The organism is Cupriavidus sp. GW822-FHT06G04, assembly GCF_058799075.1.
The window spans coordinates 21741-40372 of sequence record NZ_JBXALD010000017.1; the positions used below are offsets into that span (position 1 = coordinate 21741).

General features: G+C 64.3%; 17 protein-coding genes. All 17 read right to left on the bottom strand.

What is annotated here, in order from left to right; all coding sequences use genetic code 11:
- Positions 1–13 precede the first annotated feature (13 nt).
- The 17 genes from purF to leuC all read right to left on the bottom strand — a co-directional run bounded on the left by purF (position 14) and on the right by leuC (position 18332).
- Complete coding sequence (purF, locus tag AC1RKI_RS27500) at positions 14–1546, bottom strand: amidophosphoribosyltransferase (protein ID WP_061957866.1); 1533 nt, start codon at positions 1544–1546, stop codon at positions 14–16.
- A 115-nt stretch (positions 1547–1661) separates the two neighbouring features.
- Positions 1662–2159 carry a CvpA family protein gene (locus AC1RKI_RS27505; protein ID WP_244785666.1) on the bottom strand — a complete coding sequence of 166 codons (498 nt, stop codon included), beginning with the start codon at positions 2157–2159 and terminating at the stop codon, positions 1662–1664.
- A gap of 57 nt (positions 2160–2216) precedes the next feature.
- Positions 2217–2942 carry an SPOR domain-containing protein gene (locus tag AC1RKI_RS27510; RefSeq protein ID WP_492794874.1) on the bottom strand — a complete coding sequence of 242 codons (726 nt, stop codon included), beginning with the start codon at positions 2940–2942 and terminating at the stop codon, positions 2217–2219.
- Between the two features lie 62 nt (positions 2943–3004).
- On the bottom strand, positions 3005–4315 hold the full coding sequence (gene folC, locus AC1RKI_RS27515) for a bifunctional tetrahydrofolate synthase/dihydrofolate synthase (protein ID WP_061957863.1): 1311 nt from the start codon (positions 4313–4315) through the stop codon (positions 3005–3007).
- A 158-nt stretch (positions 4316–4473) separates the two neighbouring features.
- The gene (accD, locus tag AC1RKI_RS27520; RefSeq protein ID WP_061957862.1) at positions 4474–5346 is read right to left on the bottom strand and encodes an acetyl-CoA carboxylase, carboxyltransferase subunit beta; all 873 of its coding nucleotides are present in this window, start codon (positions 5344–5346) and stop codon (positions 4474–4476) included.
- A gap of 194 nt (positions 5347–5540) precedes the next feature.
- A complete protein-coding gene (trpA, locus tag AC1RKI_RS27525) occupies positions 5541–6338 on the bottom strand; it encodes a tryptophan synthase subunit alpha (protein WP_061957886.1) in 798 nt (265 codons plus the stop codon).
- A gap of 11 nt (positions 6339–6349) precedes the next feature.
- Entirely contained in the window at positions 6350–7267 is a 918-nt protein-coding gene (locus AC1RKI_RS27530) for a DNA-methyltransferase (RefSeq protein WP_244785673.1), read from the bottom strand.
- Positions 7267–8460, bottom strand: coding sequence for a tryptophan synthase subunit beta (trpB, locus tag AC1RKI_RS27535; RefSeq protein ID WP_227459167.1), 1194 nt, complete (start codon positions 8458–8460; stop codon positions 7267–7269). Before trpB ends, AC1RKI_RS27530 begins: the two co-directional genes overlap by 1 nt.
- Positions 8461–8582: 122 nt before the next feature.
- Positions 8583–9278, bottom strand: coding sequence for a phosphoribosylanthranilate isomerase (locus tag AC1RKI_RS27540; RefSeq protein WP_061957859.1), 696 nt, complete (start codon positions 9276–9278; stop codon positions 8583–8585).
- The gene (truA, locus tag AC1RKI_RS27545) at positions 9265–10086 is read right to left on the bottom strand and encodes a tRNA pseudouridine(38-40) synthase TruA (RefSeq protein WP_061957858.1); all 822 of its coding nucleotides are present in this window, start codon (positions 10084–10086) and stop codon (positions 9265–9267) included. Before truA ends, AC1RKI_RS27540 begins: the two co-directional genes overlap by 14 nt.
- Positions 10087–10217: 131 nt before the next feature.
- Entirely contained in the window at positions 10218–13064 is a 2847-nt protein-coding gene (locus AC1RKI_RS27550) for a FimV/HubP family polar landmark protein (RefSeq protein WP_227459165.1), read from the bottom strand.
- Between the two features lie 294 nt (positions 13065–13358).
- Entirely contained in the window at positions 13359–14495 is a 1137-nt protein-coding gene (gene asd / locus AC1RKI_RS27555; protein WP_061959442.1) for an aspartate-semialdehyde dehydrogenase, read from the bottom strand.
- Positions 14496–14584: 89 nt separating this feature from the next.
- A complete protein-coding gene (locus AC1RKI_RS27560; RefSeq protein WP_157779603.1) occupies positions 14585–14860 on the bottom strand; it encodes a hypothetical protein in 276 nt (91 codons plus the stop codon).
- Positions 14861–14952: 92 nt separating this feature from the next.
- On the bottom strand, positions 14953–16020 hold the full coding sequence (leuB, locus tag AC1RKI_RS27565; RefSeq protein WP_061959443.1) for a 3-isopropylmalate dehydrogenase: 1068 nt from the start codon (positions 16018–16020) through the stop codon (positions 14953–14955).
- Positions 16021–16081: 61 nt separating this feature from the next.
- Positions 16082–16732 carry a 3-isopropylmalate dehydratase small subunit gene (gene leuD, locus AC1RKI_RS27570; protein WP_061959444.1) on the bottom strand — a complete coding sequence of 217 codons (651 nt, stop codon included), beginning with the start codon at positions 16730–16732 and terminating at the stop codon, positions 16082–16084.
- Between the two features lie 10 nt (positions 16733–16742).
- The gene (locus AC1RKI_RS27575; RefSeq protein WP_061959445.1) at positions 16743–16874 is read right to left on the bottom strand and encodes an entericidin A/B family lipoprotein; all 132 of its coding nucleotides are present in this window, start codon (positions 16872–16874) and stop codon (positions 16743–16745) included.
- Positions 16875–16922: 48 nt separating this feature from the next.
- The gene (gene leuC, locus AC1RKI_RS27580) at positions 16923–18332 is read right to left on the bottom strand and encodes a 3-isopropylmalate dehydratase large subunit (RefSeq protein WP_061959446.1); all 1410 of its coding nucleotides are present in this window, start codon (positions 18330–18332) and stop codon (positions 16923–16925) included.
- Between the last annotated feature and the right edge of the window lie 300 nt (positions 18333–18632).

Consider the following 18632-nt stretch of genomic DNA (forward strand, 5'->3'; position numbering starts at 1 on the left):
TGGTTGGTTGTCGTTATTCGTTGCCGCCCGAGCGTTGCAAGTGCAGTTGCGAACGTTCCGTCTCGCCGCCGCTGGTGCCTTCGCGGTCGGCCTGGCTGCGCGCCGTTTCCAGCCGATCCAGGTACGCCTCGTCGATATCGCCGGTGATGTACTTGCCATCGAAGCACGACGCATCGAAATCGCGCAGCTTCGGGTTGATGTCGCGCACGGCCTGCTTCATCGCCTCGACATCCTGATACACGAGTTGGTCGGCGCCGATCATGCGCGCCACTTCCTCGTCGGTGCGGCCATGGGCAACCAGCTCGGCACGCGTGGGCATGTCGATGCCGTACACGTTCGGGAATTTCACGGGCGGCGCGGCCGATGCGAAGATCACCTTCTTGGCGCCGGCGTCGCGGGCCATCTGCACGATTTCGAACGACGTGGTGCCACGCACGATCGAATCGTCGACGATCAGCACATTCTTGCCCTTGAACTCGACGCCCATGGCGTTCAGCTTCTGGCGCACCGACTTCTTGCGCACCGCCTGGCCCGGCATGATGAAGGTGCGGCCAACATAGCGGTTCTTGAAAAAGCCCTCGCGATACGGCACGCCCAGCGCGCGTGCCACCTGCATCGCAGCGGGGCGGCTCGAATCGGGAATCGGCATCACCACGTCGATATCGCCGGCCGGCACTTCGCGGCGGATTTTCTCCGCGAGGTAATCGCCCATGCGCAGCCGCGCATCGTAGACGGGCACTCCGTCGATACACGAATCGGGACGCGCCAGATAGACATATTCGAAGATGCAAGGCGTCAGCTGCGGATTTTCCGCGCACTGCTTGCTGTGCAGCTTGCCGTCCAGATCGACGAAGATTGCCTCGCCGGGCTCCACGTCGCGCTCCATCTTGTAGCCCATGCCTTCCAGGGCCACCGATTCCGAGGCAATCAGGTATTCCTTGCCGGTCGGCGTATCAATGCTGCCGATGCACAGCGGACGGATGCCGAACGGGTCGCGCACGGCCAGCAGGCCCGACCCGGCGATCTGCGCGGTGATCGCATACGCGCCCTTGACGCGGCGATGCATGCCGGACACCGCCTTGAAAATCGCTTCGGCGTCGAGCGTCTGGCCGTTGCTGCCGCGCTGCAATTCGTCGGCCAGCACATTGAGCAGCACTTCCGAATCCGAGTGCGTGTTGATGTGGCGGCGATCGCGGCGGAACATTTCTTCGCGCAACTGCTCGGAATTGGTCAGGTTGCCGTTGTGCGCCAGGATGATGCCGTATGGTGCGTTCACGTAGAACGGCTGGGCTTCTTCCTCGCTCGATGCCGATCCGGCCGTCGGATAACGCACCTGGCCAATACCCGAATTGCCGGGCAGGCTGCGCATGTTGCGCGTGCGGAACACATCGCGCACCAGGCCGTTGGCCTTGTGCATGTGGAAGGTGCTGCCGTTGGCCGTGGCGATGCCGGCTGCATCCTGTCCGCGGTGTTGCAACAGCAGCAGGCTGTCATAAATGAGTTGGTTGACAGGGCTGGTGGAAACCACGCCGACGATACCGCACATGCCGAACTCCCAGGAAAGGCAATTAATTCAGGGGCGCTGATCCGTCATGGGCGCGACGGGACCTGCGTTGATACTGCGCCGCAAGCGCGCGTTGTGCAAACGCTCGCGTCTTCGATTATGTCTTCACATACTTGGCCAGGTCGGGCGGCAGCCATTGCCGCAACGCATCCATCGCCTGCACTACATAGGTACGCGACACCGCGTCACGCCAGAATGGTTCTTCCGGCAGCTTTGTCAGCCCGGCCAGCACCACGACAAGCATCACGATCAGCACGCCGCGCGCCAGCCCGAACACCAAACCCAGCCCGCGATCGGCCGGCTTCAGCCCGGTGGTTTCCAGCAACTGCCCCAGCACTGCGCCGGCCAGCGCCGATACGATCCATGTGCCGAAAAAGACGGTCAGGAAACCCAGCGCACTGCGCGCCAGGGCGCCGCCCGGCAACGATTCGGGCATCCACTGCGCGGCGATGCCGCCAAAGTGGTAGGCCAGCACAAACGCCACCACCCATCCCACCAGCGCCAGCACTTCGCGCACCAGGCCTCGCAATACACCAATCAGCGCCGACGCCACCAGGATGAAGGCGACACCGTAATCGAAAAAAGTAAAAGCCATGCGCGCGACGTCAATCCCTGTCAGATGGGGGCAAATTCCCGCCCTGCAATTGCGGCGTTATTGCTCGACCACCTTCGCGGTCAGGCCCAGCGCCCGCACCTTTTTCTCGGCCACGTCGACCGCGTCGCGATTGGCGAACGGCCCCGCGCGCAGCAGGAGGCGGTCGCCGTCGGCCAGCGTCTTCTTTTCCACGTAGGCGGGCACCTTGCTCTCCTTGAGCTTGGCCAGCCAGTTCTTGGCACGTTCCTCGGAGGAAAACGCCCCAATCAGAATCAGGTACTTGGTATTTGCCGCGGCGGACTTGTCCGCGGGCTTATCCGCGGGCTTGGCGTCGGCCTGCCTGGTGTCGGCCTTGGCATCGGTTTTCGGCTTGTCGGCGGCCGGCGCACTGACGATTTCCTCGCCGGCATCGAGCGCTGCGTCGTTGCGGCCGGCGTTGGCAGCCGGCGGCAACGGTTCGGCCTTGCGCTGTTCGATCTTCGGCTTCTGCGAGGCGGCCTGCCCGTTGGCCACGCTGACGGCCACATCCTCGGAAACCGGCCGGGGCTTGTGCTCGAACACGATCGGCAACACGATGACCGCCGCGGCCAGCAGCACCACCGCACCGATCAGGCGGCGCCGGGCGCGTTGCTTCTGGGGGAAATCCGGATCGAGGGTGTCGTCGGCGTAATCGTCTGCCGACCGTCGCGACGCGCCGGCGCTCGATTCCGCGCGTGTGCGGCGACCGCGTTCCGGCGCCGGATCAGTGCCCTTGCGGGACGAGAACAGCGAAAGCAGGCCCATAAATGCCCAAAGAGTGGTGTTCGGTGCGATGTCGTACCCGTGCAAAGCCGTGGAATGGCTTCTCAGTTGGCTTGCGTAGCGCGATACGCCAGCACGCCGGCAACGGTGAAGAACGACCCGAAGACCAGGATTCTATCATTCTCGGTCGCTCTCTCGATGGCATCGCGATACGCCAGTTCGGGGCTCGAAAAGCAGGCGGCGGTATTGTCGGGGCCTTCTTGAAAACCCGCGGTGTCGAGGTGTTCGCGCAGTTCCCGGGCCGTCGCGGCACGCTCCGAAGGCAGGTCGCACAGGCACCAGTGATCGACCTTGTCGGCCACATGACGCAGTACGCCGTCGATATCCTTGTCGCGCATGGAGCCGAAGACCGCATAGGTGTAGCGGAAAAAGCCCATGTTTTCGAGGTTCTGCCCCAGGGTCGCCGCCGCGTGCGGATTGTGCGCGACATCGAGGATCACGGCCGGGCGTCCCGGCATCACCTGAAAACGCCCCGGCAATTCAACGAACGCAAGCCCGTTGCGCACCTCCTGCGCGCTGACCGGCAGGCGCGGGCGCATGGCCTGCAGCGCGGCCAGCGCAGCGGAAGCGTTCAGCAGCTGGTTGGCGCCGCGCAACGCCGGATAGCCGAGTCCGTTGAGCTTGCGCCCGCGCCCGCTCCAGTCCCATTGCTGGCGCTCCTGTCCCTGCGCGGCCTGATGGCGGAAATCGCGCCCCACCAGCCACAGATCGGCGCCGATCGCCTCGGCATGATCGATCAGCGATTGCGGCGGCAACGGGTCGCCGCAGATGGCCGGCACGTTGGGCCGGAAAATCCCCGCCTTCTCGAAGCCGATCTTCTCGCGCGTGTCGCCCAGGTACTGAGTGTGATCGATATCGACGCTGGTGATGACCGCGCAATCCGTGTCGATCACATTGACCGCATCGAGCCGGCCGCCAAGCCCGACTTCGAGCACCATGGCGTCGAGCCCGGCCGCGGCAAACATGTGGATGATCGCCAGCGTGGTGAACTCGAAATAGGTCAGGCTGACCGGATCGGCAAAACTGGTACGGGCGCGCTCGACCGCCTCGAAATGCGGCAGCAGCTGGGCGTCGGTGGCCTGCTCGCCGTTGATGCGCGCGCGCTCGTTGAACGAGATCAGGTGGGGCGACGTATGCAGACCCACCTTGTAGCCGGCCTCGAGCAGGATGCGCTCGAGCATCGCGCAGGTCGATCCCTTGCCGTTGGTGCCGCCCACCGTGAAAACCACGGCGTCGATGCGCAGGCCCAGCGCTTCCTTGACGCGCGTAATGCGCGTCAGGCCCATGTCGATGCCCACCGGATGGGCGATTTCCAGATGTGCGAGCCAGTCGGGGAGATTGTGGAAGATGGGCATGCTGGTTACGTCTCGTCGTACTACGCGAAGAAGCGCTATCGGCACCAAGGAAGCGCCGGGGATTCAGGCGCCGGCGGCGTCCCGCTCGCGGCTTCAGAAAAACAAAATGGCGCGGGTTGTGGCACCCGCGCCATTGTCCTGCAATTCACGCTATCGCGTCAGGCCACCGCATCGGCCGGCTGCTTCTGCAGCAAGGCCAGCAGTTGCGCAAGTTCTGCACGCAGCTTGCGGCGGTCCACGATCATGTCGATGGCGCCCTTCTGCAGCAGGAATTCCGCGCGCTGGAAGCCTTCCGGCAGTTTTTCGCGCACGGTTTGCTCGATCACGCGCGGACCGGCAAAGCCGATCAGGGCCTTCGGCTCGGCGATCACCACGTCGCCCAGGAACGCGAACGACGCGGACACGCCGCCCATGGTCGGGTCGGTCAGCACACTGATGAACGGCAGCTTCGCATTCGACAACTGGTTCAGCATGGCCGTGGTCTTGGCCATCTGCATCAGCGACAGCAGGCTTTCCTGCATGCGCGCGCCGCCGGTGGCGGTGATGCAGATGAACGGCACCTTCTGCTCCAGCGCTGCCTGCGCGCCGCGCGCAAAGCGCTCGCCGACCACCGAGCCCATCGAACCGCCCATGAACTCGAATTCGAAACAGCTCACCACCACGGGGATGGTGTGGATGGCGCCGCCCATGACCACCATCGCATCGGTCTCGCCGGTTTCATCCATGGCGGCCTTGATGCGGTCCGGATACTTCTTCGTGTCCTTGAACTTCAGCGCATCGACGGGCACGATTTCCTGGCCGATTTCATAGCGTCCTTCGGCGTCCAGCAGCTTGTCCAGCCGCTCGCGCGAGCGGATGCGCATGTGATGGTCGCACTTCGGACACACATGCAGATTGGCCTCGACATCGGTGCGGTACAGCGTGGACTCGCACGACGGGCACTTGACCCACAGCCCCTCGGGAATGCCCTTGCGGGTCGATGGGTCGGTCTGTTGAATCTTGGGAGGCAGGAGTTTATCCAACCAGCTCATGAAAGCTCCTTTCGGATAACTGCCGCCCGCGCATCGACGCCTCTCGCCGAGAGGCCGGACACAGGGACGGCAGGGAATCAGGCCGCGAATTTACCACGCCCGCGACGACTCGCCGAGTCAAACCGCATCAATTGTGATGCATAAATCTCAATCGATGCGGTTTTCGGCAGGAACGTCAGGCGTTGGACACGATTTCAGGCGTCCAATGCCTCGCGGATGCCAGCGATAAAACTGCGCAGCGACGCCACCGCCTGGTCGCGCGGCGCATCTTCGAGCAGTTGCACCAGACGACTGCCGATCACGACGGCATCGGCGACGCCACCGATCGCGCGCGCGGTCTGTGCGTCGCGGATGCCAAAACCAACGCCGACCGGCAGGTTGGCATGCTGCTTGATCAGCGGCAGGCGCGCCGCGACGCTGTCGAGATCGAGCGTGGCCGAACCGGTCACGCCCTTGAGCGACACGTAGTAGAGGTAGCCGCTGGCGACCTTGGCGACGGCCTCGATGCGCGCGTCGGTCGAAGTGGGCGCCAGCAGGAAGATCGGATCCATGCCGTTGGTCCGCATCAGCGCGGCAAACGACTCGCACTCCTCTGGCGGATAGTCGACCACGAGTACGCCATCGACGCCAGCAGCGGCGGCCGCCTTGGCGAAGGCGTCCTCGCCCATGCGCTCGATCGGGTTGGCATAACCCATCAGCACAACCGGCGTGGTGGCGTTGGTCTTGCGGAATTCGGCCACCCAGCCCAGCACGTGCGTCAGCGACACGCCTTGCGCCAGGGCGCGCTCGGAAGCGCGTTGGATGACCGGGCCGTCGGCCATCGGGTCCGAGAACGGCACGCCAAGCTCGATCACGTCGGCGCCGCCTTCCACCAGCGCATGCATGAGCGCCACGGTCAGGCCGGGCTCGGGATCGCCAGCGGTGATGAACGGAATCAGACCCTTCTTGTTCTGCGCGGCGAGCGCCGCGAAAGTCTTCTGGATACGGGACATGTCAGTGGCCATCAGATAAGACGTTCCACGATCGACGCCTGGGCGTCGTCGTTGGCAGCGTCGGAGGTCGGTTCGGAAGCGTCGGGCTGGATCTGCGCATACACGGGTTGCGCGGCGGTCACGCGCTCGCGCACCAGCGCCGCGTATTGCGGATTCATCTCGAATCCGACGAAGCGCCGGCCATGACGCACGCAGGCCACGGCCGTCGTGCCGCTGCCGGTGAATGGATCGAGCACGACGCCGCCGGGCGGACAGCTCGACAGCACCATGCGCTCGACGATTTCGAGCGGCTTCTGCGTCGGATGATCGGCGCGTTCCGGGTCCTGGCGGTGGATGCGCGGCACGCTCCACAGATCCTTCGGGTTGTAGCCGACCTCAAGCCACTTCTTGCCCTCGAAACGCGGCCGGCTACGCGCCTTCTTGGTCTCGGCGTCGTACGGAATGCGCACCGGATCGAGATCGAAGTAGTAGTCGCGCTGGCGGGCAAAGAAGCCAATGTTGTCATGCACCGAAGAGAACTTGCGCGTGGTGCCGCCCATGCTCGGCACGCGGCGATCCCAGATGATCTCGTTGATCATCGTCAGCCGCTTTTTGAGCATCACGAACAACTCGGGCGAGTATTGCCAGGTGCAGAACAGGTAGAGCGTGCCGCGCGGCGCCAGCTTGGGAATGATCGCGTCCATCCAGCGCTCGGACCATTCCAGATAGGCGTCGCCCGAAAGCAGGTCCGAATCGTTGCCGTAATCCTTGCCCAGGCCATAGGGCGGATCGGCAACGATCAGATCGATCGATCCGTCGGCGATACGCTGGATGCCTTCCAGCGCATCTTCCTGGAACAGGCGAACCGCGTCGGTGTCGAGAATATCGAACGGCGCCGCAGCGCCGCCCTCTTCCACTCGCGACGGCATGTCAGGGGGCAGCGCGCGCATCAGAGTTTCAACCCCGCACGCTCGGCCACCGTGTGCATGTCCTTGTCACCACGGCCGGACAGGTTCACAAGCAGCAGCTTGTCCTTGCCCAGTGTCGGCGCCAGCTTGCACGCGTAGGCGATGGCATGGCTCGATTCCAGCGCCGGGATGATGCCCTCGATCCGGCAGCAATCATGAAAGGCCTTCAGCGCTTCGTCGTCGGTGATCGGCACGTATTGCGCGCGACCAATGTCCTTGAGCCATGCATGCTCGGGTCCGACGCCGGGATAATCGAGGCCCGCCGAGACCGAATGCGTCTCGATGATCTGGCCGTTTCCATCCTGCAGCAGATAGGTGCGGTTGCCGTGCAGCACGCCGGGCGTGCCGCCGATCAGCGACGCGGCGTGACGCCCCGTCTCCAGGCCATCGCCAGCAGCTTCCACGCCGATCAATTCGACATCCTTGTGTTCGATATACGGGTAGAAGATGCCCATGGCGTTCGATCCGCCGCCTACGCACGCGATCACGGCGTCCGGCTGGCGGCCGGTGAGTTCGGGCATCTGGACCTTCGATTCCTCGCCGATCACGCACTGGAAGTCGCGCACCATCATCGGATACGGATGCGGGCCGGCCACGGTGCCGATGATGTAGAACGTGGTTTCCACGTTGGTCACCCAGTCGCGCATGGCTTCGTTCAGCGCATCCTTGAGCGTGCGCGAGCCGCTTTCCACCGGCACCACCGTGGCGCCGAGCAGCTTCATGCGATAGACGTTGGCCGCCTGGCGACGCACGTCTTCGGATCCCATGTACACCACGCATTCCATGCCGAAGCGCGCGGCGATCGTGGCCGTGGCCACGCCGTGCTGGCCGGCGCCGGTCTCGGCAATCACGCGCTTCTTGCCCATGCGCCTGGCCAGCAGCGCCTGGCCGATCACGTTGTTGATCTTGTGTGCGCCGGTATGGTTCAGGTCTTCGCGCTTGAAATAGATCTGCGCGCCGCCAAGCGTCTCGCTCCAGCGTTGGGCGTGATAGATCGGCGACGGACGACCGACGAAATGCTTCAGTTCGCGCTCGAACTCGGCAGTGAAATCCGGATCGTTCTGGAAGTGCGCATAGGCGGCGCGCAACTCGTCCAGGGCGTGAACCAGGGTTTCGGAAACAAACGTACCGCCATATGGGCCGAAATGGCCCCGGGAATCGGGCAGGTTGTACATGTCCAGGCTCTCAGATGGCGTTCCCCACACGCATGCGTGGGAACGCGAAAAATCGGAATCGGGCGCGGCCGATGACAAGGCAGGGATGGGTGCCGGCTCGGCACTGTTGAGGCGGGATCCGCCTACCCTGCGTCTGCCATGCGCACCGCGCGCACAAATGCGGCAATGCGGGCGTGGTCCTTCACACCCTTGGCCGCCTCCACGCCGCTGCTGACATCGACGGCATGGGGGCGTACGCGTTCAATCGCACCAGCGACGTTTTGCGCGTTCAACCCACCACTCAAAACGATGCGAGGAGCGTCGCCGGTGCGAGGGTTGGCAGGATCGGGCGGAAGCCATTGAGCAGGGATCAGGGTCCAGTCGAAGACGTGACCGCCGCCGCCGTAGCCTTCGACGAAGGCATCCAGCAACAAACCGGCTGCGTCACGGTATTGATCGGCGAATTCTACCAAATCAAGCCCCGGCCGGACACGGGCGGCGCGCATGAACGGCAGGCGGCAGCGGCGGGCGATTTCGGAACACTGCTGCGCGGACTCGTCGCCATGAAACTGAAGTAGCGTGAGCGGCACTCGTTCGACCACGTGCGCCACTTCCTCGGCATCGGCATTGACGAACAGTCCGACCACGGTGACAAAGGGCGGCACCTGCTCGGCCAGTGCGGCGGCGCGCGCCACGTCGACATAACGGGGACTCTTGTCGTAAAACACCAGTCCGATAGCGTCAGCCCCGGCATCCACGGCCGCGTGCACATCCTCCTCGCGCGTCAGCCCGCAAATCTTGATGCGCGTGCGTGGGCGAACGGAATCAGGCGTCGTCATTGGCGAACACTCCGTGAAAGAGGCTGGCGGAAAGATCGGCCCTGGGCAGGCGATACGGCTCGGGATATTTTACGTCTGCCAGGTACAGGCCATCGGGCATGAACGTCGGCGCCGCCTTGCGCCGGTCGCGGCCCTCCAAGACCTCGGCCATCCATTCCGCCGGATAACGGCCCCGACCGATCGCCACCAGGCATCCCATCAGGTTGCGCACCATGTGATGCAGGAACGCGCTCGCGCGCAACCGCACAAACACCCAGTTTCCGTCCGCCTGGATCGTCACTTCGTACATCGTTTTCACGGGTGACTTCGCCTGGCATTCGGCGGCACGAAACGCCGAGAAATCGTGCTCGCCGACCAGGCAGGCGCCGGCGGCGCGCATCGCCTCGACATCGAGACGCTGTCCCGGCGGCAGCATCTGATACCCGGCACGACCGTGGATCATCGGCGCGCGATGCGGGCCCGTGTAGAGCGCGTAGTAATACATACGCTCGAATGCCAGAAACCGTGCGTGAAAATTCTCGTCGACCGGCTCGGCCCATTGCAACGCGATCGACGGAGGGAGGAAGGCATTGACGCCTCGGACCCAGGAAAACTTGTCGCGCTCAAGCGCTGTATCGATATGAATCACCTGGCCTAGCGCGTGCACCCCGGTGTCGGTCCGTCCGGCCACCGTCGTGAGCAAGCGCACGCCTGCAAAGCGCTCGATGGCGTCCTCCAGGTAATCCTGCACCGTGTTGCGATGCGGCTGGGACTGCCAGCCCGAAAATGCCGCTCCGTCGTAGTGCAGGCCGATGGCGATGCGATTCATAAATGTCGTGGGCCAAAAAACAAATGCGCCGGAAGGACGCTTCCGGCGCATCACTTCGGGCTGCGGCGCGATTCCGCCGCAAACCCTGCATCATACCGGCCTTTGGAATGATCCCTCAGGCCATTGAGGCGTCAGGCCACCTCGCGCAGCAGTGAGCGCGCTTCGGATTGCAACGGATCTTGCGACTGATCCACCACTTCCTGCAGCAACTCGCGAGCGCCTTCCTTGTCGCCGATCTCGATGTAAGCGCGCGCCAGATCGAGCTTGATCTGCATGTCGCGGCCACCGTCCATACCGGTTGGCGACAATGTGCTGGCCGACACACCGTGGGTCGAATCGCCACCTTCCGAGGTCACGCGGCTGAGATCGATCGGCTCGACGAGCATGCCATTCTGCAGCATCGTCGGCGCGGGCAAGGGCTCATGGACGTCAGCCAGCGTCGGCAGATCGAACATCGCGGCCACGTCAGTGGGCGCGGTGGCGGGCGCAGTGCTAGGCGTGTCGGCATTCAGATCGAGCGACAGGCCCGACATGTCGAATTCCAGCGGCCGCGAGCGCGTGGGCGTATCGAGCGCCGGAATGTCCGACAGGCGCTGGGCGGCTTCATCGTCGCCGCGCGCGTCGAGCACATCGGGTTCGCCCAGCGCGTCGTTACCGAACACCATTGAAGCCGACATCGGCGCAATGATTGGCTCGCCCGGTGCGGGCGCCGGGAAGGCATCGAGGGGCAGCGCCAGATCCGGCATGGCGGCTTCCCGCGGCGCCTGTTGCAGGTTTTGGGCCGGATCCTGGGTGCGCCATTGATCGGCCACCGGCGTAGTGGTATCGGCTTCTCCGCCAGCGTCTGGCGTGACGGCCAGATACAGCGCATTGCTCGGGTCGAGCTTGCGGCCCATTTCCGCCGCCTGGAGCCACTCGGCGCCTTGTCCGCCCGTCTGAGCGAACATGTCTTCTGCAATCACCCGGAAACCTTCCACATCCTGACGCGTGTTGTAAATCTCCAGCAGCTTCAGGCGAATGGCCTGCCGCTCAGGATTCTGTTGCAACGCTTCGCGCAGGATTTCTTCGGCCTGCACGTCGCGCCCATAAGCGATATACACCTCGGCCTCGGCAATCGGATCGACTTCCGTGGCTTCCGGCGAGTTGTTGCCGATGCGGAAATCGGCGCCGAAAACGCTATGTTGCGACGTATCGACGCTCTGGCCGCCGGCGGTGCCGAACAGCGAGTGGCCGCCGGCCATGACGGTGCTCTCCTGGGACAGGATGCTGTCGCCGAAACCGGTGTTTTCGCTCGCCTTCTGATTCTGGCGGCGGCGATAGTACGCATATCCGCCAAGCAACGCAACCAGCACTCCCGCGCCGGGCAGAAGCATCGGATTGGCCAGCAGATCGTCGACGAACGATGTCTCGACCGGCACCGGCTGGATGACGGGCGGTTTTTTCGCGGCCACTGCCGGTGCGGAGGCAGGTGCTGCGGCGGCCGGCGTGGATGCGCCAGCGGCCAGCGGGGCAGATGCGGCGGCCACTGCGGCGCTATCGGGCGCGGATGCGGGTGCCGCAACAGACGACGGAGCCGACGACGATGCCGCCGGCACTGGCGCAGCGGTACTGGTCGTGGCATCGGCCTGCCTTGACGGCTCGGGCGGGACCACGGCCGGGGCGGGCGCTGCCGCGGTGTCGGCGGGCTTCGCGGCGCCAGTGGCGGCGGTCGTTGCGGCAGCCGTGGCAGCAGCCGGCTTGGCCGCCTGGTTGGCCTGGCCGAGCTTGGCGATTTCCGCGTTCTTCAGCTCCATCAGGCGCTGCATATCGGAAACGTTTTTTTCCAGCTGTGCCACGCGCGACTCGGCTTCCTTGAGCTTGCGCTGGGCGGCCACATCGGCCTCGGCCTTCGCCTGCGCGCCCTTGTCGGCCTTCGAAAGCTTCAGTTCGTCGCGCGGACCGGCGTCTGGCACCGTGGTGTCCTGCACACGCGCCGTGACATTTCCGGACTGCTCGCGACCGGTACCAGCCTCCACCGACTTTGCGGCGGCTGCGGTAGCCAGGCGGCTGCGATAGCTATCAAATCCTTGCGTGCGCGCCACCACTTCGCGGCGCGCTTCACGCGGGGTGACCGATTGCGCCTGCTGGGCGCTCGGCACCTTCAACACCGCACCGGATTTGATGCGATTGATATTGCCGCCAATGAATGCATTGGGATTGTTGCGGTAGAGCGCCAGCAACATCTGGTCGAGCGATACGGAATCCTGGCCCTGCGCCGCTTCACCGGCAATGCTGGAGAGCGTGTCGCCACGCTGAACCGTATAGCTGCCACTGACGGTGGCGACTTCGGCCCGAGCCGGCGCGGCGGCAGCAGGCGCGGCGGCGGCGCGGCGCGGCTGACGGGGCGGCGCCGGGCGTGGCGTTTCGGCGGACGGCGCCGGCGCAATGGCGGGCGCGGCGGCAACGGGAGCCGGTGCGGACGGCGCGGTAGCGGGCGACGCATCGGGCGTCGCGGCCTGCACCACGGTCGTCGGCGCAAACGACTGTTCCGGCGACTTGGCGCCTGCCGGATCCAGCAGGAACGTATATGCGCGCGTGACCTTGCCGCTGGACCAGCTCATGTCGATCAGGATGTCGACGAACGGTTCACTTAGCGGCTGGTTCGAGCGGACAGTGGCGACGTAGCTGCCGTTCGGCCGCTTCTGCACGTCGAGCTTCACGCCGGAAATCGCCGGCAGGTAGGTAAGCCCCGCGCGGGCATAGGCGGACGGCGAAGCCAGCTTGACAGCAAGACTGTCGGCTTCCTCGGCCGATACGCCGGTGATATCGATTTCGGCCTGGAGCGGCTGCCCCAGGTTGGACTGGACCCGTAGTTGTCCAAACCCTGCGGCATACGCAGCCGGCTGCGCCAGCAGCAGACCAACAGCCGTGATGGCCAGCGTTGACCAGCGCTGACGGACAATAGGCGCATCTTTCCGGCGAAGTAGGCTCACACTCACCTCGTGCTCCATTTATGGTTTTAGTAGCAAAAAATTAACCCGACCCCAAATGGCTGGCTGGCGGACGGCAACGGGTGGCGGACCAAATGGCCGCCCCTGTCGCGCGTGTGTCGCAGCGGCCTTTCCCGATCCCGCAGCCGCGATGCCCCCTGGCCAAGCGCCGCTGTATTGTGACGCAAGCCCAAGAAAAATAGGGTCCCGGATGCAACAACGCCGCGCTGGCGCGCGGCGTTGTAAGCAAAGCGGTGCATTCTGTTGCCTCCCCGCAACGCAGCGGCGAGGCGAATCTGACGATCAAGCTTCGATCAGAATGCGCAGCATACGCCGCAGCGGTTCGGCCGCGCCCCACAGCAGTTGATCGCCCACCGTGAAGGCCGACAGGTATTCGCCGCCCATCTGCATCTTGCGCAAACGGCCCACCGGAATCGTCAGCGTACCCGTCACCGCAGCCGGCGTCAGGTCCTTCATGCTGGCTTCGCGCGTATTCGGCACAACCTTGGCCCACTGGTTGTTGGCGGCCAGCATGCCTTCGATTTCATCGAGCGGCACATCCTTGCGCAGCTTGATGGTCAGCGCCTGCGAATGGCAGCGCATGGCCCCGATCCGCACGCACAGGCCGTCGACGGCAATCGGGCTGGCGCCCGTGGCGCCGACGAACCCTTCGCCACGGCCGAGAATCTTGTTGGTTTCCGCGCCGGCCTTCCATTCTTCCTTCGACACGCCGTTGCCGAGATCCTTGTCGATCCAGGGAATCAGGTTTCCGGCCAACGGCACACCGAATTGCTTGGTTTCGTCGGCAGACAGACCGTGCTGCGTCGACAGGATCTGGCGGTCGATTTCCAGGATGGCCGAGGCCGGATCGTCCAGCAGCGGCTTGACCGCGGCGTTCAGCGTGCCGAATTGCGTCAGCAATTCGCGCATGTGCTGGGCACCGCCGCCGGAAGCGGCCTGATACGTCATCGAGGTCATCCACTCGACCAGATCGTGCTGGAACAGGCCGCCCAGACCCATCATCATGCAGCTGACCGTGCAGTTACCGCCGATGAAGTTCTTCACGCCCTTGGACAGCGCGTCCTTGATCACGCCGAGGTTCACGGGATCGAGCACGATGATTGCATCGTCCTTCATCCGCAGCGACGAAGCCGCGTCGATCCAGTAACCATTCCAGCCGGCGGCCCGCAGGCGCGGGAAAACGTCGTTGGTGTAATCGCCACCCTGCGCCGTGAGCACAACATCGCACTTCTTCAGCGCTTCGATGTCATTGGCATCTTTCAGCGTGGTTTCGTTCTTCGCCATGGCCGGGGCCTTGCCGCCGGCGTTGGACGTGCTGAAGAAAACGGGCTCGATATGGTCGAAATCGCCCTCTTCCTGCATGCGCTGCATCAGGACGCTGCCGACCATTCCTCGCCAACCGACGAGACCTACAATCATGACTTACCTCGGATGTGATTTGAACTTCCCCGCCATTTTCCTCGCCCGGCGTGGCTGCGCGGGGAAGACGGGCAGGCACGACGAACGATCTAGCGGATCGTTTTTTTGGTAATGGTTTTAATCGTCGTTGCGGTAACTGCCTGGCCAGGCGAATCCACGCCGATCGCGCCGCGGGTGGCGGTGCAAGCTGCGCTGGCAGTCAGAGGGGACTGGTGGATTCGGGCCATAGCGGGAGAGTCTACACGAATTTGCCGCGCCGCCGCAGCGGAAATGCGGGGTGTTTTGTAGCTTTCGAAGCGATTTTCCGGTATTTCCGGCCTCGTCCAGCCGCCGCACCGCTTTGCAAACGGCAACAAATTGCGCATTCGCATCGTGCCGCCGCGCGTGGTATCGCCCGCCGCCCCGTCCTCCCGCCCCTCGCGCCAGACGGGAGGGGCGAAAGAGGTGGGCGCGGCGATTACAGTGCTGCCAGCACCGCGTCGCCCATCTCGCGCGTGCCCACCTGCTTGCAGCCCGGCGTCAGGATGTCGCCGGTGCGATAGCCCTGGGCCAGCACCTTCTTGACCGCCGCCTCGATACGATCGGCCTGTTCCGCGCGGTTCAGCGAATAACGCAGCATCATCGCGGCGGACAGGATCGTGGCCAACGGATTCGCCACGCCCTTGCCGGCGATATCGGGCGCGGAGCCGTGCGACGGCTCGTACAGGCCCTTGTTGTTCGCATCGAGCGACGCCGACGGCAGCATGCCGATCGAACCGGTCAGCATGGCGGCCTCGTCCGAGAGGATGTCGCCGAACATATTGCCCGTGACGATCACGTCGAAGCTCTTCGGCGCCTTCACCAACTGCATCGCTGCGTTGTCCACGTACATGTGCGACAGCTCGACATCCGGATATTCCTTGCTGACATCGATCATGATGTCCTTCCAGAACTGGAACGTCTCCAGCACGTTGGCCTTGTCGACGCTGCACAGCTTCTTGCCGCGCTTGGCCGCGGCCTGGAATGCCACGTGGGCGATCCGGCGGATTTCCGGCTCGCTATAGCGCATCGTGTCGAAGCCTTCGCGGGCGCCCTTGAACAGGCCGTCCGGCGCCTCGCGCACGCCGCGCGGCTGGCCGAAATAGATGTCGCCGTTCAGTTCGCGCACGATCAGGATGTCCAGACCGGCCACCAGTTCGGGCTTCAGGCTCGATGCACCGGTCAGTTCGGGGTAGCAGATGGCCGGACGGAAATTGGCGAACAGCTGCAAATGCTTGCGCAGGCCCAGGATGGCCTGTTCCGGACGCAGCGGACGCTCGAGGCTGTCGTACTTCCAGTCGCCTACGGCGCCGAACAGGATCGCGTCGGCTTGCTGGGCCAGCTTCAGCGTGTTCTCGGGCAGCGGATGACCTTCGGCCTCGTAGCCGGCGCCGCCCACGGGTGCGGTTTCCAGTTCGAATTTTTCGTCGAGCGCGTTGAGCACCTTGACGGCTTCCGCAACGATTTCGGGGCCGATGCCGTCGCCCGGCAGAACTGCAATCTTCATCTGTCTTCCTTGATGTGGACGCGCCGGCCGCATCGCCGGCGTCGCCCGGACTAAGCGAACCTTAACCGACCACGCGATTGCCGAGCCACGGCATGCGGGTCAGGCGCTCGGCTTCGTACGCCTTGATCTTGTCCTTGTGGCGCAAGGTCAGGCCGATGTCGTCGAAACCGTTGAGCATGCAGTACTTGCGGAACGGCGCGATGTCGAACGGATAGCTGTTGCCGCCCGGCGTGAATACCACCTGCTTGTCCAGGTCGATGGTCAGCTTGTAGCCGGCAAACGCGTTGGTCTCGTTGAACAGGTGATCGACCTGCTGTTCGGTCAGCACCACCGGCAGCAGACCGTTCTTGTAGCAGTTGTTGAAGAAGATATCGGCGAAACTCGGCGCGATCACGGCGCGGAAACCGTATTGCGTCAGCGCCCACGGGGCGTGCTCGCGCGAGCTGCCGCAGCCGAAGTTGTTGCGCGCCAGCAGCACCGAAGCGCCCTGGTAGCGCGGCTGGTTAAGCACGAAATCGGGATTCAGCGGACGCTTGCTGTTGTCCTTGCCGGGCTCGCCCACATCCTTGTAACGCCACTCGTCGAACAGGTTCGGGCCGAACCCCGTGCGCTTGATCGACTTCAGAAACTGCTTCGGGATGATCGCGTCGGTATCGACGTTTTCGCGATCGAGCGGCGCCACAAGGCCGCTATGTACGGTGAATTTTTCCATGGTGGTGTCCTTACTTGCGGGCGGCGTTTTCCAGCGAACGCCCCGCAGCCTGCGTGTCCTTGCCCAATCCGGCCATCGTGTTGCAGCCAGCCAGTTGCAGCATGCCCAGGCATGCCAGCAGCGTGATCACGAACTTTTTCATGTTCTCTCTGTTCGAAAGTCGTGGTTGACCCGTTGCCCTGCCCGGCCCTCAGCCGAGCTTGCGGATATCGACGAAATGCCCCTCGATGGCCGCCGCCGCCGCCATGGCCGGGCTGACCAGGTGCGTACGGCCGCCGGCGCCCTGACGTCCCTCGAAATTGCGGTTCGAGGTGGACGCGCAGCGCTCGCCCGGCTCCAGCCGGTCGGCGTTCATGGCCAGACACATCGAGCAGCCCGGCTCACGCCATTCGAAACCGGCCGCCTTGAACACCTTGTCAAGGCCTTCGCGCTCGGCCTGCTCCTTGACCAGACCCGAACCTGGCACCACCATCGCCAGCTTCACGTTCGACGCAACCTTGCGGCCAAGTTTCTGCACCACCCACGCGGCGGCGCGCATGTCTTCGATGCGGCTGTTGGTGCATGAGCCGATAAACACCTTGTCGATGCTGATCGATTCCATCGGCACGTTGGGCTGCAGGTTCATGTACTCGAGCGCGCGCTCCATGGCGTTGCGCTTGTTCGGATCCTTTTCGCGCTCGGGATCGGGTACCCGATCCTCGATGCTGACCACCATCTCGGGCGACGTGCCCCAGGTCACCTGCGGACGGATTTCCTCGGCGCGCAGCTGCACGACCTTGTCGAAATGGGCGCCGGCGTCGGAATGCAGCGTGCGCCAGTAGGCCACGGCCTGATCCCATTCCACGCCCTGCGGTGCAAACGGGCGATTCTTCACGTATTCGAGCGTCACGTCGTCCACGGCCACCAGACCGGCGCGCGCCCCGGCCTCGATCGCCATGTTGCACACGGTCATGCGGCCTTCCATGGTCAGATCGCGAATAGCCGAGCCGGCAAACTCCATGGTGTAGCCGGTGCCGCCCGCCGTGCCGATCTTGCCGATGATGGCCAGCACGATGTCCTTGGCGGTGCAGCCGCGCGGCAGCTTGCCTTCCACCGTGATCAGCATGTTCTTGGCCTTCTTGCCCAGCAGCGTCTGCGTGGCCAGCACGTGCTCCACTTCGGAGGTGCCGATGCCATGCGCCAGCGCGCCGAACGCGCCATGCGTGCTGGTGTGCGAGTCGCCGCAAACCACCGTCATGCCGGGCAGCGTCGCGCCCTGCTCCGGCCCGATCACATGCACGATGCCCTGGCGGTGATCGTTCATCTTGAACTGCGTGATGCCATAGGCGTCGCAGTTGGCGTCGAGCGTGTCCACCTGCAGCTTCGACACCGGATCGGCAATGCCCTGCGTGCGGTCGGTAGTCGGCACGTTATGGTCGGACACGGCCAGGTTCGCGCTGATACGCCATACCGGACGCTCCGCCAGCTTCAGCCCCTCGAAGGCCTGCGGGCTGGTCACTTCATGCAGCAGATGACGGTCGATGTAGAGCAGCGTGGTGCCGTCTTCCTCGACGTGAACGGTGTGGTCATCCCAAAGTTTGTCGTAGAGCGTCTTGGCCATGATGCTGAGGCAGACCGTCCGCTCGCACGCCAGGGCGTCGAACGGCGCGAATCCGCGCGTTGGTTTGCAGGGGGTTGTTGTTCGGATGATGCGCTGGAAAGCGGCTATTTTGCGCTTTTCCGGCCATGCCGGTGATTGCTTGACATGGCAAGCGATTATGCCATGTGCGCCAGCCGCCGACGGGGCGGGCAGACCACCCGGGCGGCGGTCATTGGCGAAAGGGGGATTTCGTGGATGGCGAAGGCGGCGGCGCCTCGCGCGCCGCCGCCCGTACCCGATGCCGTGAACCCGGCAGGCTGG